Source organism: Rheinheimera oceanensis, from assembly GCF_018831085.1.
GTDB classification, from domain to species: Bacteria; Pseudomonadota; Gammaproteobacteria; order Enterobacterales; family Alteromonadaceae; genus Alishewanella; species Alishewanella oceanensis.
Genome location: NZ_JAGPNM010000010.1, coordinates 17,630 through 43,272, shown reverse-complemented (window position 1 = coordinate 43,272; position 25,643 = coordinate 17,630). Strand labels below are relative to the sequence as shown.

Annotated in this window: 24 protein-coding genes and 1 pseudogene; 1 reads left to right on the top strand and 24 read right to left on the bottom strand. The window is 46.8% G+C overall.

What is annotated here, in order from left to right:
• Positions 1–128: 128 nt before the first annotated feature.
• The 24 genes and pseudogenes from J3B89_RS17910 to mioC form a co-directional block, all read right to left on the bottom strand.
• Positions 129–479: a hypothetical protein gene (locus tag J3B89_RS17910; RefSeq protein ID WP_215399044.1), complete on the bottom strand. Its 351-nt coding sequence runs from the start codon at positions 477–479 to the stop codon at positions 129–131.
• 10 nt (positions 480–489) lie between these two features.
• Positions 490–1,740 carry an HlyD family secretion protein gene (locus J3B89_RS17905; protein ID WP_215399045.1) on the bottom strand — a complete coding sequence of 417 codons (1,251 nt, stop codon included), beginning with the start codon at positions 1,738–1,740 and terminating at the stop codon, positions 490–492.
• Positions 1,741–1,787: 47 nt separating this feature from the next.
• Positions 1,788–4,541: a class III lanthionine synthetase LanKC gene (gene lanKC, locus J3B89_RS17900; RefSeq protein WP_215399046.1), complete on the bottom strand. Its 2,754-nt coding sequence runs from the start codon at positions 4,539–4,541 to the stop codon at positions 1,788–1,790.
• Positions 4,542–4,679: 138 nt separating this feature from the next.
• Positions 4,680–4,874, bottom strand: a complete 195-nt coding sequence (locus J3B89_RS17895; protein WP_215399047.1) for a hypothetical protein — start codon at positions 4,872–4,874, stop codon at positions 4,680–4,682.
• A 234-nt stretch (positions 4,875–5,108) separates the two neighbouring features.
• Entirely contained in the window at positions 5,109–7,202 is a 2,094-nt protein-coding gene (locus J3B89_RS17890) for a peptidase domain-containing ABC transporter (RefSeq protein WP_215399048.1), read from the bottom strand.
• A 7-nt stretch (positions 7,203–7,209) separates the two neighbouring features.
• Positions 7,210–7,365 (bottom strand): hypothetical protein, encoded by a 156-nt coding sequence (locus tag J3B89_RS17885; RefSeq protein WP_215399049.1) that lies wholly within the window; start codon positions 7,363–7,365, stop codon positions 7,210–7,212.
• Between the two features lie 20 nt (positions 7,366–7,385).
• The gene (locus tag J3B89_RS21420; RefSeq protein ID WP_215399050.1) at positions 7,386–8,039 is read right to left on the bottom strand and encodes a helix-turn-helix transcriptional regulator; all 654 of its coding nucleotides are present in this window, start codon (positions 8,037–8,039) and stop codon (positions 7,386–7,388) included.
• A 23-nt stretch (positions 8,040–8,062) separates the two neighbouring features.
• Entirely contained in the window at positions 8,063–8,221 is a 159-nt protein-coding gene (locus J3B89_RS17875; RefSeq protein WP_215399051.1) for a hypothetical protein, read from the bottom strand.
• Between the two features lie 99 nt (positions 8,222–8,320).
• Positions 8,321–10,408 (bottom strand): winged helix-turn-helix domain-containing protein, encoded by a 2,088-nt coding sequence (locus J3B89_RS17870; protein ID WP_215399052.1) that lies wholly within the window; start codon positions 10,406–10,408, stop codon positions 8,321–8,323.
• Positions 10,409–10,589: 181 nt separating this feature from the next.
• Positions 10,590–11,037 (bottom strand): annotated as a pseudogene (tnpA, locus tag J3B89_RS17865) (IS200/IS605 family transposase).
• A 165-nt stretch (positions 11,038–11,202) separates the two neighbouring features.
• On the bottom strand, positions 11,203–11,619 hold the full coding sequence (locus J3B89_RS17860; RefSeq protein WP_027670541.1) for a F0F1 ATP synthase subunit epsilon: 417 nt from the start codon (positions 11,617–11,619) through the stop codon (positions 11,203–11,205).
• A 23-nt stretch (positions 11,620–11,642) separates the two neighbouring features.
• Entirely contained in the window at positions 11,643–13,028 is a 1,386-nt protein-coding gene (atpD, locus tag J3B89_RS17855; protein ID WP_173502589.1) for a F0F1 ATP synthase subunit beta, read from the bottom strand.
• Between the two features lie 33 nt (positions 13,029–13,061).
• Entirely contained in the window at positions 13,062–13,925 is an 864-nt protein-coding gene (gene atpG, locus J3B89_RS17850) for a F0F1 ATP synthase subunit gamma (protein WP_215399053.1), read from the bottom strand.
• Positions 13,926–13,977: 52 nt separating this feature from the next.
• Positions 13,978–15,519, bottom strand: a complete 1,542-nt coding sequence (gene atpA / locus J3B89_RS17845) for a F0F1 ATP synthase subunit alpha (protein ID WP_215399054.1) — start codon at positions 15,517–15,519, stop codon at positions 13,978–13,980.
• Positions 15,520–15,533: 14 nt separating this feature from the next.
• Complete coding sequence (gene atpH / locus J3B89_RS17840) at positions 15,534–16,067, bottom strand: F0F1 ATP synthase subunit delta (protein ID WP_215399055.1); 534 nt, start codon at positions 16,065–16,067, stop codon at positions 15,534–15,536.
• 12 nt (positions 16,068–16,079) lie between these two features.
• Positions 16,080–16,550 (bottom strand): F0F1 ATP synthase subunit B, encoded by a 471-nt coding sequence (gene atpF / locus J3B89_RS17835; protein ID WP_215399056.1) that lies wholly within the window; start codon positions 16,548–16,550, stop codon positions 16,080–16,082.
• A 49-nt stretch (positions 16,551–16,599) separates the two neighbouring features.
• Positions 16,600–16,833, bottom strand: coding sequence for a F0F1 ATP synthase subunit C (gene atpE, locus J3B89_RS17830; RefSeq protein ID WP_132586566.1), 234 nt, complete (start codon positions 16,831–16,833; stop codon positions 16,600–16,602).
• A gap of 45 nt (positions 16,834–16,878) precedes the next feature.
• Positions 16,879–17,739 carry a F0F1 ATP synthase subunit A gene (atpB, locus tag J3B89_RS17825; protein ID WP_215399057.1) on the bottom strand — a complete coding sequence of 287 codons (861 nt, stop codon included), beginning with the start codon at positions 17,737–17,739 and terminating at the stop codon, positions 16,879–16,881.
• Between the two features lie 14 nt (positions 17,740–17,753).
• Positions 17,754–18,134, bottom strand: a complete 381-nt coding sequence (locus J3B89_RS17820) for an ATP synthase subunit I (protein ID WP_215399058.1) — start codon at positions 18,132–18,134, stop codon at positions 17,754–17,756.
• Between the two features lie 143 nt (positions 18,135–18,277).
• Entirely contained in the window at positions 18,278–19,153 is an 876-nt protein-coding gene (locus J3B89_RS17815) for a ParB/RepB/Spo0J family partition protein (RefSeq protein WP_215399059.1), read from the bottom strand.
• Between the two features lie 29 nt (positions 19,154–19,182).
• Positions 19,183–19,977: a ParA family protein gene (locus J3B89_RS17810; protein ID WP_215399060.1), complete on the bottom strand. Its 795-nt coding sequence runs from the start codon at positions 19,975–19,977 to the stop codon at positions 19,183–19,185.
• 19 nt (positions 19,978–19,996) lie between these two features.
• Entirely contained in the window at positions 19,997–20,614 is a 618-nt protein-coding gene (gene rsmG, locus J3B89_RS17805) for a 16S rRNA (guanine(527)-N(7))-methyltransferase RsmG (RefSeq protein WP_215399061.1), read from the bottom strand.
• Between the two features lie 18 nt (positions 20,615–20,632).
• Positions 20,633–22,522, bottom strand: coding sequence for a tRNA uridine-5-carboxymethylaminomethyl(34) synthesis enzyme MnmG (gene mnmG / locus J3B89_RS17800; RefSeq protein WP_215399062.1), 1,890 nt, complete (start codon positions 22,520–22,522; stop codon positions 20,633–20,635).
• A 581-nt stretch (positions 22,523–23,103) separates the two neighbouring features.
• Positions 23,104–23,541 (bottom strand): FMN-binding protein MioC, encoded by a 438-nt coding sequence (mioC, locus tag J3B89_RS17795; protein WP_215399063.1) that lies wholly within the window; start codon positions 23,539–23,541, stop codon positions 23,104–23,106.
• Between the two features lie 162 nt (positions 23,542–23,703).
• On the opposite strand from mioC, the gene J3B89_RS17790 reads away from it, so the two are divergent.
• On the top strand, positions 23,704–25,476 hold the full coding sequence (locus tag J3B89_RS17790; protein WP_215399064.1) for a DEAD/DEAH box helicase: 1,773 nt from the start codon (positions 23,704–23,706) through the stop codon (positions 25,474–25,476).
• The last annotated feature ends 167 nt before the right edge of the window (positions 25,477–25,643 follow it).

Below are 25,643 nucleotides of genomic sequence, written 5' to 3'. Positions count from 1 at the left end.
AGATAATGCCGCAGATTACAGGGGCAGGGTGAAGTTTTGCTGAATATCCGGGTATAGCTCAGCTAGCTTACTGTTTATATATAATCCGTCAGCTATAAACTGAGGTAGTTGAGCCGTATCCGGGGCTGCTATTGTGCTGGGTGTTTTTCACTTATGCTGAATATCTGTTGTTCAGTCACCATTGGCAATTCTGCTGTTTCAAGATAAAACCCCAGTTTGATTTCATCTGGCCGCGCTGTTGCATGGGTAATGGAAAACAATCTGCCACTGATCTGATAGGTATCATGTTGCAGCAGGTACAAACTGCCAACATGAAACCAGTTAGCATGCTTTTTATCCGCCCAGAAATGCAGCAATGGTTTTTCGCCCTGTATGCCCGCATGCTGTGACTCTGCCACGCTGATATAAATGGTAGAAGGGTATAGTGCAGCCACAGCTACAGCAGACAAAAACAGCCAGATTATCAATAACCGACGCATACGTTGCTCCCTATAACCTGCCACGTAAACTGAACAGAGGTTCAAACAGCCAACTGAGCAGGCTGCGCTGTTCCAGCACAATGTCTGCGCTGAGTAACATACCGGCCTGCAACGGCACCTGTTCGCCATAAGCTGCTATTTGTTGCTGATCCAGTTGTACATTAACCTGGTATACCGGCTCGGTAAGCGATACCGGCATGTCTACTTCTGTGGGTAATAAAATAGCTTTTGACTGCTGGATTACTTCACCGCGATATAAGCCAAAACGCTGGTAGGGAAAAGCATCATAACGTAAACGGGCTTCCTGTCCGGGTTGAATAAAACCAAAAGCACGGGTTGGTACCAGCAACACGGCATACAGGTTGCTGTTTTCCGGTAAAATAGTCAGTATTGATTTGCCCGCCTGCGCCATACTACCCGCCTGCGCCACTAAATTGGTGATCCGCCCGGCAACCGGCGCTGTGATTAATATTTCACTGCGGGCTGACAGTTCTGAATGCTGTTGAGATAACCGCGCCAGTTCGCTAGCCAGCTGCGCTTTTTGTTGTTCATGCTCGCGCGGTAGTGCGCCCAGCTGTGACTTAAGCTGAATTAGCTGCCCCTGCTGCTGTTGATAGTTAACTAATAACTCCGCGCGCTGCTGCTGCATACTCAGTAACAGTTCACGCTGATTATTAAGCTCTGTAGCAGAAATATGTCCTTCGCGGTGCAAAGTTTCAATATCAACTAACCGCTGTTTATTTAACCGCTCCCGCTGTTGCATCAGCTGTTGCTGTGCACGGATTTCAGTTAGTTGCGACAACAGATTATCAATACGATCCTGCAAAGCTTGGTGTTGCTGGTTATACAATAGCTGGTATTCATCCAGCCTAAGCTGCAAAGTTTGTTGTTGTTGCTCAAGTGACAACAAAAGCTGGCCACTTAAGTTACTCCCGTGTGCCAAATACTCTTCTGATGAAATCAGTGCCAGTTTTTGGCCTGCCCTGACACTGTCACCATCAGCAACAAATAATTCAACGAGAGTACCGGAGCGTTGCGGTGCCACCCGGGCCAGCCCCAGATCAGGTTTTAAATACCCAACTACTGTTTCCTTGCGGTTAAACGATGCCTGGCTAAGAAATAATACTAATACCATCACCACAACCACCAAAATACTAAGCAGTACTGACACTTTCAGCGGTTGGGCTATTATTACACTGCCATCAAGTTTTACGCCCTGGTGTTTCAGGGCCTCAGCCCTGAATAAATTATCGGAACCCATGATCTTCCCCACTCCAGCCAGCTCGGTAAGTGTAATAAAATTGACTGTTACGCAAAGCTGTCAGATCTGACAGCCTGCCCTACAGCCACCCGACTCGCTTTGGCATAAGGCTTGGTGTTTGCCTGGCTGTGTTGAGCCAGATAATCCCAAATCAGTTGATCAGACATAAAGTTGAAGTTTTCCCCACCCTCAGCCAGACGCTGCAGAAATAACGCCGTACCAGCCGAGCCATCGGCATAATCGGTATTAACTTTGGTACGGTTATTCGCAGGAAAACAAATACCTTCTTCCCGCTGCACAACGAACGTTTTTAAGGCAGCTGCAGCCTGGCATGCCAGATGGTAATAACTTTGATCGTGAAGGAAGTCATAAACATCCAGTAAATAATTACCCAATCCTGACACGCCACTGAACAAACCGGAGTTAATGGTATACTTTGACGCCACTGAAGATTTAACAGCATGAATAAAATCCAGATACTGACTATCGCCAGTCACTGCGTAATAACGCAATACAACGCTGGCAACACCGGCTGTACCGTATCCAAGATAGGGATACAAGATGGAAGTATTGCTGCGTTTCGGAAAGCCATAAGAACCATTGGTGTCTTTGCCAAACGTCAAATCAGCCTGCAAAGCTTTCTGGCCGGCATTAAGATATTGTGTATCCTGGGTAGCACAATACAGATACAGTAAAAACAGCGCTATACCGCTACCGCCTTCCCACAAGCCAACACCCACACCTGCCGGTTGCTCTTCATCCTCCCAGTACAGGGCGCCTTCCCGCTCTACAGCTTGCAACAACAGCACTGCTGCAATTTTCTTTGCTCTGGCTAAATCATCAGCCTGCCCGGTTTTCTGCCACCGGTGTAACAGCGCATAACCATAACCTGCAGCACCATAGCCCAGCGACATATTGCTATAAAGCTGACGGTTCATTTCAGTTTGCTGTAACACACGGCCAGCCAATGTATCAGAACCCAGTTCCTGCAGCACCCAGGCATAACCAGAGGTTCCATTTAACAAACCGGGCAAGGCATCACCGCAAGATACAGCCTTGTGTTCCAACCAGCTCAGCATTTCAGCAGGTATGTTCCCAGCCAATCTGTTCCAGGCATAAGCCACACCAGCCACGCCATGGTCTACCGCAATTGCCTGCTGAAACTCCGGTCCAAACGGCAGTACCCGCTCATAGCGGTCTAACTGCAGATGGTGTGCATTGTATCGCAGCACACCGTCAATAAGTTGCCCGGCGTCTTGCTGCAACTGACATTGGTTAATATTCGTATTCAGAGCTAGGGCATGTACCTGGCTAACATCTACTGCCTGCAACGTAGCAACACAATGTGCCAGCTCAGGTGCAGGATCGTGTAATAAGTAATTTATGCATTGCAAGTAAGCCGCTGGCAGACCAAAGTCCAGCTGCAGTTCGCGGAAGAATACATCAGCATAATCTGCTTTCAGGTTTAACATAGTACTGCTGGGCATAACCATTGCTACCAATACATAACCCAGAGCATGGTAATCATCACAGTAATCAACACAATCACGTGCCAAACGCTCAGCTTTGGCAAAGCCAGGTGTATAGAAGTTAACGTCTTTATCAATACCCGGCTCGCAGGCCCCTTCAAAATCAATCAGCTTTATAGTCAGTGTTTCTGGGTCAACCATAATATTATTCAGGGATAAATCACCAAAAATTACCTGTTTTGAATGCAACAGTTGCAATGCTTTTATACAGTTAATTGCAATGGTTATGGTATTGCGAACCCAGTCCTGTAATTCAGTATCCGTAGCCTGTGCATGCACAATCTTGCTTTGCTGCACCTGATAGCTGCGCAATGTTTGGCCTGCGACAATCTCCTGCGCCAGATATACATGCTGCCATTCACGAAAATAAGCATACGCTTTAGGTGCTATATCCAGACCGTTAAGTTTGGTAAGTATCCGGTATTCTTTCTCCAGTCTGACAATGCAATCAACCCCGGAGTCAACACCAACATAGGGACGAGCTTCTTTAATAATCACTTCTTCGCCACTGTGAATATCTTCAGCAAAATACACCCCACCAGCGTTAGAAAACTTAATCACTGATTTCATGTCATAGCGGCCATTAAATATGTTTTGTGCCACAGCAGGCTCGTTATCGGCCTCGCAACTGTCGGTTAAAACCTCAGTTGTCGAAATGAAGTCATCTGATACAAAATCAGGCAAGACAAAGCAGGCATCACGTTTATCTTCGATATAGCAAAATGCATTATCTATAATGCAGGCCGTAGTACGATTAAAATTATCTTTTTGCTCAAACCCTTTAAAACCACCGTAACGATAAAACAGCACACTGGCATCTTTATACGGCCGGTCTGACAAGATATAAGGACCTTCTTCATCTTTAAGTACCTGATACAACGCTTCTATCAGGTTGTTAAAACTGGCCTTATTGGCAGGGTAAATGGTAATAAACTTACCGGAAGCCGAGCGGGTACAATTTTTTCCCAGCAGAGTTTTCAGGATTCTGCCATCACTGGCAAATTTAAATTCCACCTGATGCGCAATACATAGCGGCACCACTTTTTCCAGTGTGCTGTATTCATTACCCCAACGACTGGAAATATGAATTTTCCACCCCTGTACTGGTTTTTCTGCCATGGTTACAGGTGATATAGCATAGGTCCAAAAGTAATCCTGCTTTAAACGCCATGTCAGGGGAATAATATTGCTGACAAAATCAAAATATTCCGAGTTAGGTTTTCTCCATTCAAATGGAATATAGAAATCTGGATGTGCATTTAAGTCACGCATAAACACCTCAAACAAAAACAATTTAAAAAGCATTATAAAAATAAAATATATTTATTAAACTGTCATTTATTACAGGGTTGTATTAAATAAGAAAACGGACTAAAAGTCCGTTTTTCAATAAATTTTATATGGCCGGTATTATTGTGCAATTACACCATCGCGCACACAACCGTCGCTCATAGTGCTCCACTCATCCTTGCCGATGGTGTTACAGCCACGGCTCATTGTGCTCCAATCCATAGGAGCAGCATGATCCTGTGCCCGGCCACCAGAAACCTGAGCCAGTTGTTGCAGGTTAAGTACTTTGTCTTTGTTCAATGCTTGTTTTTTCATCTTAATTTCCTCAAATATTAATTAATCATAAGAATAATTCTTAGTCATTCCAAATCAAGACAACAGCAGATTATTCAATTTATCATTTGTTAGTATTTAGCTCTATTGCCCACCAACAAATAAATAGTAGTTCTTTACTAAAAATAAAACACCTGTCAGATTTCACAGTTTTTATAAATTTTTTAAATAAAAAAACGGGCATATAGCCCGTAGTAAAAGAAAATATAAAATTATTCAGGCGATCTTTTTCAATCTGTCCTGACGATACTGCTCGGTTACCTCAAGGATCTTACCGTCACACAACAGCAACACCCGATCTGCGCTTTCTATTGTCTCTGGCCGGTGTGCGATGATAATCCGGGTAATATTCAGTGTCTTAACTGATTCATTCACATGGCTCTCCAACTGAATATCCAAACTGCTGGTTGCTTCATCCAAAAACAGAATTCTGGGTTTTTTATACAAAGCTCTGGCCAGGTGTAGGCGTTGGCGCTGACCGCCCGACAATGAACTTCCCATATCTCCAATTAAAGCGTTGTAGCCCATCGGCATAGTTACAATGTCATGATGGATACCTGCCAGGGTGGCACATTGCACAACTCTGTCCAGATCCATTTCCGGATCAAAAAAAGCTATATTCTCTGCCAGGGTGCCAGACATCAACTGGTCATGCTGCATCACGGCAGCCACCTGACGCCGAAAATGCCTGAGCCCTAAATGCTGTATATCAGTGTTATCCACCAAGATCTTGCCACTATCGGCAGGTAAGAGCCCAAGCATCAATTTAGCCAGTGTCGTTTTACCTGAACCAGAAGGACCTATAATAGCTACACTTTCACCAGCAAGAATACTAAAACTAACAGCATCAAATAACAAAGGATCAGTGGCTGAATAGCGGTATGCCAGTTGTTGTACCGTGATTTCGCCAGAGATCTCACGATAAAGGCCAACTGCGTCATCTTGCTCTTTCTCTGTCAGTGCAATATCTGATAACCGCTCAAGATGAAGGCGTGCCATGTAGAGCAATACCAGTTTGTCGATAAGTGCAGCCATTCTCTCCGTAAACTGTGTTTTATAGGTGAGAAATGCAAATAACATACCCACACTTAATAGGCCGTCCATCACAGCATACGCAGCAAGAAAGATAACAACAGTGTTCTCAATACCAAATAACAACTGATTAATTGTCTGGTAGGAAATCTGCCATCTGCCTAGCAGAAAGTTCTGGTTAACTGCGTCTGAGTATCTGTTCTGCCAGATATTCAGCCGCTGGCTTTGCTGACCAAACAGCTTAATGCTCTGCATACCTCGTACAGTTTCCATAAAGTTGGATTGCTCTTTCGCCACCGCCATGATGCTGGCTTCGGTGCGGTTACGCATTGGCCGGTATAGCCCCCAACGCAGCAAGCCATACAGCAATACGGTGCCAAGCACTACAGTAGCCAATTTAGGGCTATAAACATACATCATTACCAGCACACAGCTGGCCATAATGCCGTCAATCAGCCCTTCAACCAGGCTATTGGTCATCAGCTCTCTGACCTGATTCAGCGAACTAAAACGCGATACGATGTCGCCAATATGGCGTTTCTCAAAATAACTTAGCGGTAAGTGCACCAGATGCCGGAACAAATTAGTAGCCATCTGCAAATTCATTGTCGAGCCCAGGTACAAAATCACCCAACTTCTTAATGCCTGAGTTAATACTTTAACTAACATCAGTAAACCAAAGCCCAGTGCCAGTACCAGCATCAGCGACTGATCTGCGCTAATCAACACATCGTCAACCACCAGTTGGATATAATAAGGCGATGCCAGTACAAACAGCTGTAACAGTAGAGAAAGGACAAAAATTTTCAGCAGTGATGGTAGTAAACCTTCAATCCGGCTCCAGAATGCTGTAAGCCCAAGCTGAACACGCTCATCGCGTTTACGAAAACCTTGTGTAGGAGTCAGCTCCAGAGCAATGCCGCTAAAACAATCTGACACTTCCTGCATAGCGACTTTGCGCTCACCCACCGCAGGATCCAAAATAACGATATAGCGCTTATTGACTTTTTTCAGCACCACAAAATGATTCATATTCCAATGTAAAATACACGGCAGTTGCAATTGAGCAAGCTCATCCAGATCAACCCTTAAAGCCCGCCCGGCCAGCTCGAGTTGATCACCCAGTTGGATAAGATGTTGCAGATTGGCGCCTTTTAATGACACCGCATAACGATTACGCAAGGTACCAAGGTCAAGCTGATGGCCGTGATAGCCAGCTATCATCGCCATACAGGCTAGTCCGCATTCAGCAGCTTCAGACTGATATATAAATTGCATCTTATCCTCACGTATTCGGCTGTTCGGCAAAACAGGACTCATTACCAGCCTGAATTTCAGGCCGTACAGCAATACTCAGGTTCTCAACAAGCTGGCATAATCGTTCCAGGCTTACCAGCTCAGTTGGCAATACACAGGGTTGTGACAGCATAATTTGCAGCATTTTGCTCTCCTTAATCCCAGTCAGATATAAATATGGCCAGCACTGATACAACGACAGATAGCCTGCTGACGGTTATTACTGTTGGTTTTAGCAATACAATTGCCCAAATGGAAATTTACTGTACGCTCAGAAATAGACAGGATTTGGCTGATCTCCCAGGATGTCTTTCCTTTAGCTGCCCAACTCAGGCAGGATTTTTCCCTGCTGGTTAAACCAAAGTTATCATTATCTGCAGCCTGTTCGGCCAAACGATAAATGGCTTCATAGACATAGTTCGCGATGATGGTCCAATACCACGCAATATGCTCAGCCAGCTCAACTTGTGCAGACTGCATACCGATGATCAGCACACCGGCATCGGTGCCAACCCCACGAATAGGGATTAATAAAGCTTCATCAGCAAACGGCAAAGCCTCAATTAATCCACTATCACTGGCTAATGCTGGCGTGCAGCGCTGCTGGCAGAATACTTGTAACTGGTTATGGCTGGTCAGAAAATTGAAATCTTCCTTAGTACCGGCACATATTAATTCAGCTTTTCGCTGCGCACGCCAAAGCACCAAACCACAGAACGGATATTGATATTGCTGCTGGATCTGTAAAAAGAAACCGGGCAGCTCAGTCAGAGTTGTCATCGCTTGTAATTCTCTGACCATAGGTTCAATCTGGCTCATATCATGTTCCCCGCTGGAATTAATTACTCAGAAGCATTATCTGGCGGGCAGATAAACCAGCAGTAAGGTTTAATATCAATTTTATCTTTACCAGCATTGTCATCGGCCAGCAGCGGCGCAGAAACCAATAAAGAGAACACGGTAATTAAAGCTGTAGCTGCAACAGAGATTTTCTTTAACATGATGGCGTCCTTATAGATTTGACTGAGTGGATACTCGAGCCAAGCTTGGGCGCCAAAGTGTTTTAACGCGATAACCGCGGCGGGATTTAAGTGTAACTTTTACAAAATAGATTTATAACCAAAGTTATAACCACCGCTAACCAGCTGATTTGTATCAACTCTTGGTTTAAAAAACAGTAGTTCATTACCAGATGCATCCAATGAAAAATTTAAACTGAATTCATTAAAAGGCAGGCTGCGTTGCCAGTTGGTATGCTGCTGCAGATCAATACTTACCAGTTGCCAATCTGACATCAGCGTACGATGCACTATACTTAGCTGCTCTTTACGCAACATAAACTTATAATCAAGATCAAAGTGAATCCCCTGATACAGTAACTGTTGCTGCTCAAACTGTTTATCTAACAGCCACAAGCGGCCGCCAGAATCAGCCCCCAGATATCCCTCTTTATAGGGCTCCAGGTAGCGGTAATCCTGTAGTAGTAAATGCTGTGATGCTGACGCCAGGTCGTATTGCATGACTTGCCATTGTCCGGCACTGAATACAGGAAAATACACCGCGGAACCATCAGCAGCAAATACCCCCTGATCTACCTGTTGTGTACGCATAGATACATTTGCTGACATACCACTATTAACATCTAGCAGTTCGAGCCGGTTATTACGCTTTAACAGCAACAAAGCAGAAGCAGGTGCCTGATCCAACAGCGTGAAACTGGCCTCTGACTGCATAACTAATTGACGCTGCGCAGTATCCGGATAATAACGGGATAAAAGATATTGCTTATCTTGCTGCTCTATTAGCCAATAATACTGGTGATCCTGGCTAAAATGTAAAGCTAATACCTGGGGGCCGAGCTGTAAGTGCTGATTAAATCCCTCACGAAATGGCCAGCGGGTTTTATATATTTGTTGTTCTGCCGCTTTGCGGAGAATGGCAAAGTATCGCCCCTTGCCATCCAATACCAGCTCTTTGACGCTATGGACGGTATTATTCAGTGCACTCAGCTTATAATCAGCAAGATGCAGTTGCTCAAAGCTATCATTACGCTTTATCAGCAGCTCAGTATTATTTATCCAGGCTATACGGGTATCTGTCAGTTCATTACTGAGTAAACGCTCATACACCAGCTCTTTGTCTGCCAGCCTGTAGAGCTGTAGATACAGCTTACGCTCGGCAATATTTACACGAATTAAGGCTATTTGACTCTTGTCGGGTGATAGCCTGGCATATGCATCCTGCACACCGACAGCGCTACTGTAACTAAACTGACGGGTTGTTTTCTGCGTTAAATCATACTGGTAGTAGTGAATATTGCCATTGTAGGTTTCGCCACCGGCAATCAATAACCGGTTGTCCGGCAATGCCAAGGGGCCAGCTAAAATTGGTAAATCCGGCATAGTGATCTTTTCCGGCGCAGCGGCAAGATTAGACAACGGCTGCAAATAGAACTCGGCGTGATCTGCACGAAAACCAACATACGCCAGCAAGGTATCGTCGGCAACAAAATCGACAAAACGCACATGTGGTACTGGAGTTGAAATCTTTGTCAGTTGAGCAGTAGCTGTATCATATAAAAATAACTGCCAGTTATCACTGTTGTTAACCCTGCCAACAAAGGCCTGATAACGGCCATCCGCCGACACAGCAAGGCTGGCCTTTTGCCCGGGAATATCTAAAATTACTTGCTGTAAATCTGCTTGCAGGCCCTGTGCTGGCTGGAAGTATAGCCAGCCGAAACTTAATAATGCTGTCAACAATATGCCTGACGCAATGATGCTCCGGTATCCAGGCCGCTTAACAGAAACACGAGCTTCCAAACTTGGCGTTACTCCATGCTGCGGTTTTACTTTTTCGGCCGGCAGTGTCTGCGATTCAAATGCAGGACACACCAGTTGATAACCCCGCTTCATTTGCGAACGGATATATTTGGGCTGCTCGGCATCATTGTCGCCTAATAAAGCCCTTAATTTACTTACTGTGCGTCTTACCGCCGTATCGGTAACAACACGCCCCTGCCAAACCTGCTGATGTAACTCCTGTAAACTGACAAAACGATCAGCATGTTGAATAAAGTAGCACAATACTTCTATTACTTTTGGCTCGGCCGCCAATTCTTCGTGCTGGCAATATAGCCGGCGCTCCTGTATATCAACCCTGAACTCACCGAGATCAACAATCTTCATTTGTTGCCACCAGGATTAAATTAACAATTAAAGTGTTAATTTTTAATTTACTTATATTCACATAATAAAGATAACGGAATATTAATCAACATTGTTCCCTATCTGGCTGCAAACATAAAACTCAGCAGTAAAAATCCACCTCCATAGGAGGTGGCTTTGCGTTGGCCCCCTGTAAGGGGGCTTAATTATTTTCGACATCCAGCCTTAATTGACGTTCCTCATCTTCTCTCGCCACTTTATCCTGATGCCTGACATAGCGACGGATGATTTCTTCATTCGCCCCTACCGAATCCACGAAGTAGCCCCGCTGCCAAAAGTGATTGCCCCACAACTTCTTCTTGCGAAGATACGGAAACTTATTGAACAGCCTGATTGCCGTTCTACCTTTCAGAACCCCCATCAATTCCGATACGCTTACATTCGGCGGCGCTCACCACTAAATGCACGTGATCTATCTGCACATTAAGCTCTACTACCGTGCATCTTTTCATTGAACAATACACATAGATTGCACGGTAAAGCTCCTTGCCAAGGTTACCCGTTAAGATCTTGTATCTGTACTTCGGCGTCCAAACGATGTGATACTGGCACCGATAGAAGACGTGTGATGCGGATTCATATCTACTCATGTTATTTACTTCCTCATTTGCTGGTTACAAACGAGCGAAGTATCTAACATGGGGACTCTACGGGCATAGCCCCGACTGAACGATCACCACCTCCATAGGAGGTGGTTTAAGGCTGACAACAAAAAAGCCACCCTGAGGTGGCTTTTTATATTTCGGAACCCGAACTTATTTTTTACGCATTTTCTGAATAATACGTAGCTGAGCAATGGCTTCGGCCAGTTGCGCGGCAGCTTCAGCATAGTTGAAGTCTGCGCCAGCGTGTTGCATCGCTTCTTCAGCACGTTTTTGTGCGTCTAAAGCGGCTTGCTCGTCTAAGTCTTCGCCGCGTACCGCGACATCGGCCAGTACGGTGATGGTATCGGGTTGTACTTCAAGTACACCGCCGGCTACGTATATCACGTGTTCTTCGCCAAATTGTTTCACGATACGGACCATGCCAGGTTTCAGGGTGGTCAGTAACGGGGCGTGGAAAGGTAAAATACCCAACTCGCCCTCACTGCCTGTGACCTGCACGGATTCGACAAGGCCGGAGAAAATTTTTTCTTCGGCACTTACTACATCCAGTTGCACTGTCATCGCCATCTCCGCTCTCCTAAAGCCTGAACTTACAGTTTCTTCGCTTTTTCGATCGCTTCGTCGATTGAACCAACCATGTAGAACGCCTGCTCTGGCATATGGTCGAACTCGCCGTCCAGAATGCCTTTAAAGCCACGGATAGTTTCTTTCAGCGGTACGTACTTACCTGGTGAGCCGGTGAATACTTCTGCTACGAAGAATGGCTGAGACAGGAAGCGCTGAATTTTACGCGCGCGGTATACAGTAGTACGGTCTTCATCAGACAGTTCGTCCATACCCAGGATCGCGATAATATCTTTCAGCTCTTTGTAACGCTGCAGTACAGATTGTACGCCACGCGCTACTTCATAGTGCTCTTTACCGATTACCAGTGGATCTAACTGACGTGAAGTTGAATCCAGTGGGTCGATCGCCGGGTAAATACCCAGTGACGCGATGTTACGGCTCAGTACTACGGTCGCATCTAAGTGAGAGAACGTAGTGGCTGGTGACGGGTCAGTTAAGTCATCCGCAGGTACGTATACGGCCTGGATTGACGTGATAGAACCGGTCTTAGTAGAGGTGATACGCTCTTGTAACGCACCCATCTCTTCTGCCAGCGTTGGCTGGTAACCTACCGCTGATGGCATACGGCCTAAAAGTGCAGACACTTCGGTACCGGCCAGCGTGTAACGGTAGATGTTATCAACGAAGAACAGTACGTCACGGCCTTCATCACGGAATTTTTCCGCCATGGTTAAGCCGGTTAACGCTACGCGTAAACGGTTGCCTGGTGGCTCGTTCATCTGACCATACACTAACGATACTTTATCCAGTACGTTAGAGTCTTTCATCTCGTGATAGAAGTCGTTACCTTCACGGGTACGCTCACCTACACCGGCGAATACTGAGTAGCCGCTGTGCTCGATCGCGATGTTACGGATCAGTTCCATCATGTTTACGGTTTTACCTACACCGGCACCACCGAACAGACCAACTTTACCACCTTTGGCGAACGGGCATACCAGGTCGATAACCTTGATACCGGTTTCCAGCAGGGCGTTAGATGCAGCCTGATCTTCGTAGCTTGGCGCAGCGCGGTGAATAGGCATACGCTCTTCTTCACCGATTGGGCCTGCTTCGTCAATTGGCTCACCCAATACGTTCATAATACGACCCAGTGTGGCTTTACCCACCGGAACGTGAATTGCTTTACCGGTGTTAGACACGGCAGCGCCGCGACGTAAACCGTCTGTAGTACCTAACGCGATAGTACGAACTGTACCGCCACCCAGCTGCTGCTGTACTTCCAGCACTAAACCAGCCAGATCACCGTCAGTCACGTTTAACGCGTCATAGATACCAGGTACCGCATCTTGTGGAAAATCGATATCCACAACGGCGCCAATGATTTGGACGACCTTACCTTGACTCATGATGTTTCCTCAAATTTCTCAAAACTGTTTACCTTAGCCTACAGCTGCCGCACCTGCGACGATTTCGCTAAGCTCCTGGGTAATCGCCGCCTGACGTGCTTTGTTGTACACCAGCTTCAGGTCGTCCATCAGGTTACCGGCGTTGTCGGTTGCAGCCTTCATGGCTACCATCCGCGCCGCGTGTTCGCTGGCAGAGTTCTCTACCACGCCCTGATAAACCTGCGATTCGATGAAACGGTCCATCAACATATCGATGATAGGTTGTGGGTCCGGCTCATACAGGTAATCCCAGTTATGTGCTTTTTGCTCAATATCTGCTTTTGGCAAAGGTAAGAGTTGATCGATCACTGGCTCTTGTTTCATGGTGTTAACAAACTTGTTGTACACCAGAAATAAGCGGTCAATCCGGCCTTCGTTAAATGCCTGCAGCATCACTTTTACCGAACCAATCACATCAGCCAAACGTGGTACGTCACCTGAACCCGCCTGTTGTGCTACTACCTTACCACCGAAACGCTTGAAAAAGGCCGTTGCTTTATTGCCGATAACAGCAAACTGCGCATCTACACCTTTGTCTTTCCAGCTTTTCAGCTCAAGGGCAACTTTCTTAAACTCGTTGGTATTCAGGCCACCGCAAAGACCACGATCAGTAGAAATGACAATATAGCCAACCCGTTTTACCTCACGATCCGCTAAATACGGATGGCGGTATTCCAGGCTGCCATTGGCAACGTTACCGATCACTTTGCGCATACCTTCAGCGTATGGGCGTGTTGCAGCTACACGGTCTTGCGCTTTGCGCATTTTGCTGACCGCAACTTTTTCCATAGCACTGGTGATCTTGCGAGTATTATTAATACTCCCGATCTTACTTTTTATCTCTTTACCACCGGCCATGACTGTATCTCCGTTTCATTCAACGAATGGGGTGGCAAGCCACCCGCATTGCTTACCAGGTCTGCGTTGCCTTGAATTTCTCAATGGCAGCTTTGAACGTAGACTCGATTTGGTCGTTGTAGTTACCGGTTTTATCGATATCAGCCATCAGCTCAGCGTGTTCAGCTTTCATGAAAGCGATTAAGCCGGCTTCAAAATCCAGGATTTTGGCCACGTCGACATCTTTCATAAAGCCTTTTTCGATAGCGAAAATAGACACACCCATTTCGGCAACGCTCATCGGGCTGTACTGCAGCTGTTTCATCAGCTCAGTTACCTTTTGGCCGTGCTCTAGCTGAGCGCGGGTCGCATCGTCAAGGTCAGAAGCGAACTGCGCGAACGCGGCCAGCTCTGAGTACTGGGCTAATGCCAGACGAATACCACCACCTAATTTCTTGATGATCTTAGTTTGCGCTGCACCACCTACCCGTGATACCGAAATACCGGCGTTCACCGCAGGGCGGATACCGGCGTTGAATAAGTCAGTTTCCAGGAAGATCTGACCATCGGTAATCGAAATTACGTTAGTTGGAACGAACGCAGAAACGTCACCGGCCTGAGTTTCAATAATTGGCAGCGCGGTTAATGAACCGGTTTTGCCTTTTACTTCGCCGTTGGTGTAACGCTCAACGTAGTCGGCATTAACGCGTGATGCGCGCTCCAGCAGACGTGAGTGTAAATAGAATACGTCACCCGGGTAAGCTTCACGGCCTGGCGGACGACGTAACAGTAACGAGATCTGACGGTAAGCCACAGCTTGCTTAGACAGGTCATCGTATACGATCAGTGCATCTTCACCGCGGTCACGGAAGTATTCACCCATAGTACAGCCAGCGTAAGGTGCCAGGAACTGCAGGGCAGCGGCTTCAGAGGCAGACGCCACCACCACGATGGTGTGGGCCAGCGCGCCGTGCTCTTCCAGCTTACGTACTACGTTAGCGATGGTAGAGGCTTTTTGGCCTACTGCAACATAGATACACTTAACGCCAGTGCCTTTCTGGTTAATGATCGCATCGATTGCCAGTGCGGTTTTACCGGTCTGACGGTCACCGATTAACAATTCACGCTGACCACGGCCGATAGGGATCATCGCATCAACAGACTTATAGCCAGTTTGCATTGGCTGATCTACTGATTGACGATCGATAACGCCTGGGGCAATTTTTTCTACCGGTTCAAAACCAGCAGCATCAATCGGGCCTTTACCGTCGATAGGTGCACCTAAGGTGTTAACCACACGGCCTAGCAGCTGTGGGCCAACCGGTACTTCTAAAATACGGCCGGTACTTTTTACTTTAGTGCCTTCGGTTAAGTCCGCATACGGACCCATAACTACGGCACCAACTGAGTTGCGCTCTAAGTTCAGCGCGATAGCATAGCGGTTGCCAGGAAGCTCAATCATCTCGCCCTGCATACAATCTGCAAGACCATTGATACGGATAATACCATCAGTTACCTGAACGATAGTACCTTCGTTACGAGCTTCACTGACCACTTCGAACTGAGCAATACGACTTTTGATCAGTTCTGATATTTCAGTGGAATTCAGTTGCATTCTCTGTTCCCCAATTAAGACTGCAGCGCAGTTGCTAAACGGTCCAGCTTACCGCGGACCGAGCCATCAATAACCATGTCACCTGCTTTGATCAGCATGCCGCCAACCACTGCAGGATCTTCGCTACAGTTCAATTTAACTTTGCGTGCCAAACGTTGCGATAATGCTGCGGCTAACTTGTCTTGTTGTGCTTTGGAAAGCTTGGTTGCAGAAACCACAGTAACGTCGATTTCTTTTTCAAACTCAGCTTTAAGCGCAATAAAGGCAGCTAACACTTCAGGCAACGCCAACAAGCGATGATTTTCTGCCATCACTTTAATAAAGTTTTGGCCGTGCTCATTGAGTTGCTCACCACATACCTGAATAAACAGACCGGCCTGCTTGTCAGCAGCACCGTTGGCACCTAAATAAGCACCAACCTGGTCATTCTTTGCTACTTCTGCAGCAAAGGCCAACATCTGTAGCCAGGCGTCCAGTGCTTTTTGCTCTACAGCAAAATCAAAGGCCGCTTTGGCGTAAGGACGAGCAATATTAGTCAAATCAGACATAGCTCATCCTCATTACAGTTCTTGAACCAGTTTTTCCAGAATGTCGCTGTGAGCAGCTTCATCAATAGAACGTTGCAGAATTTTCTCTGCGCCGGCTACTGCTAATGCAGCAACTTGCTTGCGCAGCTCTTCGCGTAAACGGTTACGCTCAGCTTCTAATTCTGCTCTGCCAATGGCCAGAATGTTTTCACGTTCGGCATTGGCTTTTTGCACGGCTTCATCCAGCATTTTGGCTTCGCGTTTTTTCGCTTGCTCAATAATGTCTGCAGCTTGTGCTTTAGCATCTTTAAGCTGATCTTTGGCTTTGTCCTGCGCTAATGCCAGGTCTTTTTCCGCACGATCAGAAGCTGCTAAACCGTCAGCAATTTTTTTCTGGCGCGCTTCGATCGCATTGATCAGCGGCGGCCATACAAATTTCATACAGAACAGCACGAACACCGCAAATGCGATTAATTCGCCTAGCAGAGTGGCGTTTAAATTCACGACCGCTCCTCCTTAGTTAACAGTTGTTCGGAATAACACAAAGCGTCAATTACATTGCGAACAACATGTACATGGCGATACCAACGCCAATCATCGCAACGGCGTCGATCAGACCTGCCAGGATGAACATTTTAACTTGCAGTGAAGGAGCCAGTTCTGGTTGACGCGCACAAGCTTCTAAGAACTTACCACCCATGTTACCGAAACCCAGTGCAGTACCGATAGCACCGAAACCGATTAACATAGCAACTGCGATTAATTTAAGACCTAATACTAGTTCCATTTTTTTCTCCGATATTTCAATAGTTAAAGTTAAAGTTTAAAAAAATCAGTGGTTATCTGAACTGGCCATGCTTAAGTAAACAATGGTCAGCATCATAAATACAAAGGCCTGCAGCACTATTACCAGAATATGGAATACCGCCCAGACAAAGTGCAGTGGTAACTGCATCAGGCCGATAGCACCAATCAGGATAAAGATCATCTCGCCAGCGTACAGGTTACCGAATAACCGCAGTGCCAGTGAAAACGGCTTGGCAACTAAGGCGATGGTTTCCAGTAATAGGTTGAACGGGATCAGCGCAATTTGCAGTGGTAGGTTTTTGCTGCTAAACGGGTGCAGTGTTAATTCTTTAATAAAGCCCAATACGCCTTTAATACGAATTGAATAACCGATCATCAGGATAAATACCCCGATGGCCAGTGCAGCCGTTAAGTTGATATCGGTCGTAGGTACAATTTTCATGTACACATCGTGGCTGTCCATACCCAGGGCTTGCTCACCGACAAAACCGGCAAAAGCGGGCAGGAAATCTACCGGAATTAAGTCCATCAGGTTCATCAGAAACACCCAGACAAAGATAGTCAGTGCCAGTGGTGCTATAAGCTTACTTTTACCGTGATAAGTGTCTTTAACGTTAGTGGCAACCAGCTCCACTACCATTTCAATAAAGCACTGAAACTTACCCGGAACGCCGGTAGTGGCTTTTGTTGCTGCACTGCGGAAAATCCACAGAAACAACAAACCAAGGCCAATAGACCACGCTAATGTATCGACATGCCATGTCCAGAACCCGGCCTCACTACACGCTTTATTAAATGCAACGCTACCATCAACGGTACACATTTTGGCGTTAGTAAGGTGGTGCTGAATATGGCCAGAGAGGGTTAACTCTTCACCTGCAGCCATGTTTCATCCCATTGTTAATGTTTAAAAAAAACCGGTGCTGTCCATTGTGCTAACAGCGTAAGCAGAAAACCGGTTAAAAAAATACCTGGAACCAGTTGTTGCTGCGTAAATACGACGGCTAAAAGCACAGCGGTTAAAATTAATTTTAATGACTGCCCCCGCATAAAGGCTGCCAGTACTGCATTTGCGTTATGTAGTGCGCTGTAACGAAACGCAAAAAACACAAATACACAATTCGGTATTACTGCTACCAAACCACCCTTAAAGGCGGATTTGGCTGCTGCTGCATCGGCAGCTAAAAAAAAAGCCAGTGCTATAACCCCGGCTACTGCAAGCTGGCACAGTACCAGCTTATAAGCTGATTTGCGCGCCAACGCCGCATTTTGATCAGTCACTGTTTGTCCCCCTGAAATCGCCCGTGAAGGGGGTCGAAAAAACTTGCGAAAGTATACTTATCTGCCTTTAATTTGCAACAAAAAGCGGCAGCTGCCCCGCGATAGTACAGGGCTGGTACAGAAAATTGGTACATTTTGGTGCATTAATGCTCAGCCAGATTCAACTTATTTATAATACCATCTAACTCATCCAGGCTGCTGTAGGCTATTTCCAGCTTACCTTTGCCTTTGTTGTTGTAACTTATTTGCACCGGCGCCGCAAAGCGCTCGCTTAACCGTTGTTCCAGTGCCAGTACATCCGGATCACGCGGTTTTTCTGCCGCCGCCGGTTTGGGCTCCAGAATACGCCGGACTAAATTCTCAGTTTCGCGCACGGTAAGCTGTTTTGCCGCCACTAAACGTGCCGCATCGGACTGCTCATTATCTTTTAATGCCAAAAGTGCCCTGGCATGGCCCATCTCAATATCACCATGCTCCAGCAACAGTTTAACGTCTTCATTTAACTGATTTAGCCGCAGTAAATTGGTGACAGAAGCACGCGATTTACCCACTGCATCGGCCACCTGCTGGTGTGTAAGGGCAAATTCGGTCAGTAAGCGATCCAGCGCTACCGCTTCTTCCATCGCATTTAAATCTTCGCGCTGAATGTTTTCAATCAGGGCTATGGCAACGGCGGCTTCGTCCGGTACATCTTTGACGATGCAAGGTACTTCAGATAGTTGTGCCAGCTGGCTGGCACGCCAGCGCCGTTCACCGGCGATAATTTCGTATTTATCTTTTGCCAGTGGCCGCACTACTATTGGCTGAATAATACCCTGGGCGCGGATAGAACTGGCTAAATCTTCCAGCGCTTCCTGCGACATATCTTTACGCGGCTGATATTTGCCCGGCTGCAGAAACTCCACCGGCAGCTGTTGCAGCTCAGTGGCTGATGTAGTGGCGGTATCACTGTTACTGGTTCTGTTGGACGTAAGTAAGGCATCCAGACCCCGGCCCAGGCCGCGTTTCTTTACCGACATGCTAAATAGCTTCCCTAAAATTATTCAGATCAGACAGAGGTAGTGCTGTTAACCGTTTTTTTATCAGCCCGGCGCAGCATTTCGCCTGCCAGTGCCAGATACGCCTTAGCTCCGGTTGAGCTTTTATCATAATACATTACCGGCGCACCAAAACTGGGCGCTTCAGCCAGTCTGACATTGCGCGGGATCACAGCACGGTAAACCTTGTCGCCAAAATGTTGCTTTAACTGTTCCGAAACGTCGTTCGCCAGGCGATTACGCGGATCGTACATGGTTCTTAATATACCTTCGATCTTTAACTCAGGATTAACTGCTGCAGCGAGCTGATTAATAGTATCAACCAGTGCCGTTAATCCCTCCAGCGCAAAGTATTCACACTGCATAGGAACCAGCACGGTGTCAGCAGCAGCCATGGCATTAACAGTAAGCATATTAAGTGACGGTGGGCAGTCTATAAAAATAAAGTCGTAACTGTTGCGGTAATCTTTCAGTGCATTGCGCAGACGCACTTCTCGGGCAAACACATTCATTAACCGAACTTCTGCCGCAGTAAGGTCAGAATTAGCTGCAACCAGGTGATAACCACCGGCTGTTTCTTTTACCAGTACTTCAACTAAAGGTTTTTCATCAACCAGTAAATCGTAAGCAGTAGCCGGCAAACTATACTTGTCTACGCCACTGCCCATAGTGGCATTACCCTGTGGATCAAGATCAATAAGTAGCACCTTGCGTTTGGTCGCAGCCAGTGAAGCAGCCAGATTCACTGCCGTAGTGGTTTTACCAACACCACCTTTCTGGTTAGCTATTGCGATCACTTTCGCCACAAGATGTCCTCGTTATCAGTTAGCAGGGGTTCAGTATCACCAAATGCCGCTGTGCTTGCAACTGCGGTACTACAAGAGGCTGAACGGAAGTTACTTTAACAAAATCAGGCAAAGCTGCAATTTCTTCTTGTACTGCGGCACCTTTCATGGCGAAAAAGCAGCCGTTTTTGGCGGGCAAATGCCGGCACCAGCTGAGCATATCATTGATTGAGGCAAAAGCCCGGCTTATTACGCCGTCATAGCCTTGTTCTGGCTGATAATCTTCAACCCGGCTTTGCAACGGCTGAATATTAGCCAGTTTCAGTTGTAACTTAACCTGATTTAAAAACCGGATACGTTTGCCCAGGCTGTCGAGCAGGGTGAAGTGCTTATCCGGGTAATAAATTGCCAGCAACACACCAGGTAACCCCGGGCCGGTACCGACATCAATAAAGCGCTGACCGGTTAAAAACGGTGCCACCACTAAACTGTCCATTACATGCTTTATCAGCATTTCTTCAGGGTTACGCACAGAAGTCAGGTTATAAGCACTGTTCCACTTATCCAGCAGCTGCACGTAGGCGATACATTGTTGCAGTTGCTGTTCAGACAGCGTCAGGCTGGTTTGTGCCACCAGAGCCTTAAGTTTTTCTAACATCGTGATCCTTAAGCTGGCTCAGGCTGATTTTCGCAGTAACCCTTGTTTTTTTAAGTAAACCAGCAGCAAAGAGATGGCCGCCGGAGTAATACCGGAAATACGCGAAGCCTGGCCAACGGTTTGCGGCTGAGTCTGGTTTAGTTTAACGATTACCTCGTTTGATAAACCTTTAACTTGTTTATAATCAAATTGTTGTGGCAACAATGTTTGCTCATTACGCTGTTGTTTGGCAATTTCATCCTGTTGGCGGTGAATATAGCCTTCATATTTGATCTGAATTTCCACCTGCTCAGCAGCAGCGGCATCGGCCAAACCGGGGCCCAGATCGGCTATTTGCATCAGATCGGTGTAGTTAATCTCCGGCCGGCGGACTAATTCTTCCAGGCTCGCTTCTTTGCTAAGTGGTGTTTTAACCAAGGCATTAACAGCTGTCAGCGCGGCATGTTGCGGGTGGATCCAGCTTTGTTTTAAGCGCTGGCGTTCCAGTGCAATTTGTTCCATTTTCCGGTTAAACGCGGCCCAACGCGCATCATCAACCAGGCCGAGTTCACGGCCTTTTTCGGTTAAACGTGAATCAGCGTTATCTTCACGCAGCATTAGCCGGTATTCAGCACGGCTGGTAAACATGCGGTATGGCTCTTTAGTGCCCATAGTGGTTAAGTCGTCCACCAAAACACCAAGGTAAGCTTGTTCGCGGCCCGGTGACCAGCTGTCTTTGTCCTGGCTGAACAGGGCTGCGTTTAGCCCTGCCAGCAAGCCTTGGGCGCCGGCTTCTTCGTAACCGGTGGTACCGTTAATCTGGCCGGCAAAAAATAAGCCTTTAATAAATTTAGTTTCCAGGCTGTTTTTCAGATCGCGCGGATCAAAAAAGTCATACTCAATGGCATAACCGGGCCGGGTAATATGGGCATTTTCCATGCCTTTAATTGAGCGTACTATGCTCAGCTGCACATCAAACGGCAGGCTGGTTGAGATACCATTCGGGTAAACTTCATGCGTGGTTAAACCCTCTGGCTCAATAAAGATCTGATGTTTGTCTTTATCGGCAAAGCGCATAATTTTATCTTCAATTGATGGGCAGTAGCGTGGGCCTATACCTTCAATTACACCGGTGTACATCGGCGATCTGTCCAGATTATTGCGGATCACATCGTGAGTGTTTTCGTTGGTGTAAGTGATATAACAGGGTATTTGCTGTGGATGATCAGCCTGTTTGCCCATAAATGAAAATAACGGAGTAGGGTTGTCGCCGGGCTGTGCCTGCATCAGTGAAAAATCGATAGTACGGGCGTCAATACGCGGTGGGGTACCGGTTTTTAACCGATCTACCCGAAATGGTAATTCACGCAAGCGTTTTGCCAATGCAATGGATGGCGGATCACCGGCACGGCCACCGGAATGGCTTTGTAAACCAACATGGATCTGGCCACCTAAAAAGGTACCCACAGTAAGTACGACAGATTTAGCGTTAAATTTCAGTCCCATCTGAGTGATAACACCGGTAACCTGATCGTTTTCAACCATCAGATCATCACAGGCTTGTTGGAAAATACTTAAATTAGGCTGATTTTCCAGCATCGTACGAATAGCAGCGCGATATAGCTGCCTGTCGGCTTGTGCTCTGGTGGCTCTGACCGCAGGGCCTTTAGAGCTGTTTAAGGTACGAAACTGAATACCGCCTTTGTCAGCAGCTATTGCCATAGCACCACCCAGAGCATCAATCTCTTTAACCAGATGGCCTTTGCCAATACCACCAATGGCCGGGTTACAAGACATTTGGCCAAGTGTTTCAACATTGTGGGTTAACAATAATGTTTTACGGCCCATGCGTGCAGCTGCCAGAGCGGCTTCGGTGCCTGCATGGCCACCGCCTACAACGATAACGTCGAATGTCTCTTGGTACAGCATAGTTGCCTCAGTATCCGGTTGATCTGTCAAAGTGTTTAAAGGTGACTATTGTAGCGCGATCCGGGGTTAAGTGGAATGCTGCATCAGGCTTAGGATCTTCTAAATTAAATAAGATCTTTTTAGAGATCTTTTTATTATGTTTACTACTAAGGAGCCGGTTTTCAGTGCATAAGCGGATCTTTTTACGAATGATCAGATGCTTACCAAGGATCAGATCCTGTGATCAAGCTAGGATCTGTTGCGGTTGGACCGGTGATCAAAATGCCGGTTTATCCACATGTCAGAAAAATATTTTTTTTATATCTAGCATAAATACAGCTTAATAACCGGTTTTACCTTAACTTATGCACATATAGTTTTTTTAAACTGTAACTTTGTTGATAACTTGGGTGTAACTGGATCCTAACGCTTAAAATGCTTTTATCATTGCTTTATCATGCTGATATCAAGACTGTTTGCCAAATTGACGGTATGGTAATGCCAAGTTGGTTTTATTGCTGAGGCCAACCTGGGAGAGACTAACGTTATCCTGTTCTTCCTGAGATATACTTGTGTTTGCGGGTGCTTGTCACCCGCTTTTTTTATTTTAGCTGTTTAATAAACTCAGGCAGCCAGCGCAGGGCATGATCCTCTGGCAGTTCAGCATTCTGAGCATCAATCTGCAGAGGTGTTAGCAAGCGTTTTGCCTGTTGCATATCTAATAAATGCGCTATTTTTTCACCAGCCAGACAAAAAGTATCGTAGGCAGAGTCACCTAAAGTGATCACGGCATAAGAAAGTGTGGTAAGATCACGCCGATCTTGTGCTAATTGATCCGCAAAGGGTTGAATATTATCAGGCAGATCTCCTGCGCCATAGGTGGATGTGATCACTAACCAAACCCCACAGGGGTTAAGGTGATCCAGTTCGGGTTTCAGATGAAGCGTTGCTTCATAGCCCGCTTGTACCAGTGTTTCAGCAACTTGTTCTGCCACATATTCCGCTGCGCCCATTTGGCTGCCAACGAGGATGTCTATCATGATATGCCTCTTGTCATAAGAATGTTTGGCTATACTACTGGAATAAAATCAGTTAAAGCTATGCTTTGGTCTGATTTACGTGCTTTTACTGCTCTGCAGGCTAAGTAAAAGCAACAATAGCACTACCATTACGCCTGCGTGTTATTGAGGTTTAAACAACGTATGTCTGACACTGTGTCATTTTCCCAGCTAATGCTGCCTGAAGCTATTGTTCGTGCTGTTACTGAACTAGGCTATGAAACGCCGTCGCCTATTCAGGCTGCTGCTATTCCCAAACTATTGGCTGGCGAGGATGTATTAGGCCAGGCGCAAACCGGTACCGGCAAAACCGGTGCCTTCGCGCTGCCTTTATTAGCACGGCTTGATCCTGCGCAAAACGATCCGCAAATTCTGGTTCTGGCGCCAACGCGTGAACTGGCGATTCAGGTAGCCGAAGCGTTTCAGGCCTATGCCCGCTATATGCCGGCGTTTCATGTACTGCCGTTATACGGTGGCCAGAGTTATACCAACCAGCTGAAATCACTGAAGCGTGGCTCGCAGGTTATTGTGGGCACACCAGGCCGTATTCTGGATCACTTAGACCGTGGCACCTTAAAGCTGGATAAGCTGCGCGCCATCGTGCTGGATGAAGCCGACGAAATGCTGCGCATGGGTTTTATTGACGACGTGCAAACCATTATGGATGCCACACCGCCAGGCCGTCAGGTAGCCATGTTTTCGGCTACTATGCCGGCGCCTATCCGTGCCATTGCACAAAAGCATTTAAAAGATGCTGAAGAAATTAAAATTGCTTCTAAAACCAGTACTGTTGAACGCATTAAACAAAGCTACGTCATGCTGGATGGCAACCAGAAACTGGATGCATTGACCCGTGTGCTGGAAGGCGAAGAATATGATGCTTCTATCGTGTTTGTGCGCACTAAAAGCGCCACTGAAGAAATTGCCGAAAAACTGGGTGCCCGCGGTTATGCTGTGGCCTGCTTAAACGGTGATATGAATCAGGCGCACCGCGAGCTGACTATCCGTAAAATGAAAGCCAATCAGCTGGATATTATTGTCGCTACTGATGTTGCTGCCCGTGGTCTGGACGTTGAGCGTATCAGCCTGGTGGTAAACTATGATATTCCGTACGACAGCGAAGCTTATGTGCACCGTATTGGCCGTACCGGCCGTGCCGGTCGTGAAGGTAAAGCGATTTTATTTGTATCGCCGCGCGAGCGCCGTTTATTGCGTACCATTGAACATGCGACTAAGCAACCGATAGAAAAAATGTCACTGCCATCAGGCCAGGTGATTGAGCAGCGCCGTATTGAATCATTCCGCGAGCAGTTGGCGCAAACCATTGAAACGCAGAACTTAAGCTTCTTCCAGGACTTAATTAACGACTGGAGAGAAAAGATAGACACCACTGAAAACGATCTGGCAGCGGCACTGTTGTATTTAGCGCAAAAAGATCAGCCGCTAAATGTTGCCAGCCAGTTCCCGGAAATCCGTGAACCGCATGCCCGGGGTGAGCGTGATGACCGGCCACGACGTGAGCGCTCAGATCGCCCTGAACGTAGTGGCGACCGCCCGGATCGCGGTCCGCGCCAACGTCGTGAAATGAAAGGTGATTACCAGACTTACCGCATTGAAGTAGGTAAAGAGCACGGTGTGCGTGCCGGTGATATCGTTGGTGCCATTGCTAACGAAGCTAATATCGACAGCCAGTTTATCGGTAATATTAAGCTGTTTGATCATTTCAGCACGGTAGAGTTGCCGGCAGCAATCCCGAATGAAATTTTCCAGCACCTGAAAAAAGTGTATGTGCGTAAACAAAAGCTAAACATCACGGTAGACAGCGGTGCGGCACCTGTTGGTGAGCGTCGTCCGTCTAATGGCCCGGGCCCGCGCCCTGGTGCTGCGCCACGCGCGCCGCGTAAACCACGCGATTAAGTGTTAGTTTACTAGCAAACCCTGCCCCGGCAGGGTTTTTTTATGGTTGCAGCTTTAAACTGCGAAAAGCCCGCCCCATGTAGTTTTAACGAAACGAAAGGCTTAGAACCCCGATTTGGGCGACACAGAGTGTCTGAGTGTTTGCGCTAGCAAACGCGAGTTGCTGT